This is a genomic window from Anoxybacillus thermarum (genome assembly GCF_000836725.1).
GTDB lineage: Bacteria > Bacillota > Bacilli > Bacillales > Anoxybacillaceae > Anoxybacillus > Anoxybacillus thermarum.
Window position 1 is genome coordinate 1 of the sequence record NZ_JXTH01000122.1, and the last position, 1,480, is coordinate 1,480.

The following is a 1,480-nucleotide window of genomic DNA, read 5'->3' on the forward strand; positions in this document are numbered from 1 at the left end:
GAAACTGACCCGACCGACCGGACAAGCGATTTTTCAATTGTTTTGGTATGTCAGAGTCGTCCTGTTGGAACTGCCGGATGGACGAATTCAACGCGCGTTAGGTCAACCGCTCACGTACGAGCAGCGAAGGATTCTGCAAGGATTAGGGATGGACGAGAGCATTTACGTCTAATGGGATAAAGAACGACCAACGATGGTAAAAAAAGGATACCATCGCTTTTGGTGTTGGTTTAAAAGTTATTCTAAAAAACTGAATAAAAAATCCTTTTGTTCCGCCCTACCAAGGTGCGAAATATGAGGAACAACCCAAACGTATAGCGCGGATTCCCCTACTGGCACGCAAGATTGGAATCGGGCGGCGGTTTCGATCCAACCTTCCAAGCCAATTGATAAAATCGACATATCCGCTGTCTTCCGTGACAATTACACGGGAACGGTATGGTTTGACGCGATCCGTTTAATGGAAGGAAACGTGGTGACGAAAAACAAGTATGATGCAAGCGGAAATTATGTCACGGAAGAAGTGGATGAAGAAGGCTATGTGGCGAAAAAGAATTATGATGCTGTAGGAAACCTGTTAAGCGAGTACGATAAGAAAGGAAACAAGAAAGAGTACACGTATGATTTATCGGATCGCTTAAAACAGCTGTTGTTAGCGAACGGTACTTCCGTCAACTACGATTATGACTTAAATGGCAATATGACTTCAAAAGTCATTCGAACCAGCGACGGCCAGTCTCAAACATTTGCCTATTCTTATGATGCGACCGGTAAACTCATTAAAACCGTCGGTCCGTTGAATGATGTGACAACGAATGAATATGATGCCAACGGAAATAAAATCAAAACGGTTTTGCCGAAAGGAAACACGATTCAATGGACGTATGACGGAACGGAACGGGTCAAAACGATTTCTTACAACAACGTTCCGTATTACGAATTTAGTTACGATAAAAACGGAAATGAACTTTCTGTAAAATACTTAAAGGACGGCATGACCAAGACAAGAACCTTTGATAAAGCAAATCGGGTCATCGAACAATCTGACCGTGGAGGGGTACAAAAGTGGACCTATCCGACGACATCGGATAAATTACAGCAGTTCATGTTCTCTCATGGGTCCTTTAGTCAAACGATCAATTACCAATACAATGCATTGGATCAAAATACGGTCGTCCAATATGGAACGTATACGTACCGCTTTGACTATGACGAGAGAGGAAACGTTCGCACCTTCACGACAGGAAATGGGGCCGGTTCGACCTTTACGTATGATGACCGCGGCTTAGTGGAAAGCGTTTCGATCGGTACGGCGGACGGAAAAGAAATTTTATCCGAAACGTATCATTATGATGAAAATGGAAATCGTACAAAGATCGAATACCCAACTGGGGAAACAGTGGTCTATCGTTATGATGAGTTAGACCAATTAGTGGAAGAACAACTTCCAGATGGTACGAACATCGAGTATTCCTATGAC

General features: G+C 43.3%; 2 pseudogenes. Both read left to right on the forward strand.

What is annotated here, in order from left to right:
* Positions 1-172, forward strand: a pseudogene (locus LH47_RS16310) (IS1634 family transposase); the annotation flags it as partial.
* A gap of 288 nt (positions 173-460) precedes the next feature.
* A pseudogene (locus LH47_RS14585) lies at positions 461-1,480 on the forward strand (Wall-associated protein); the annotation flags it as partial.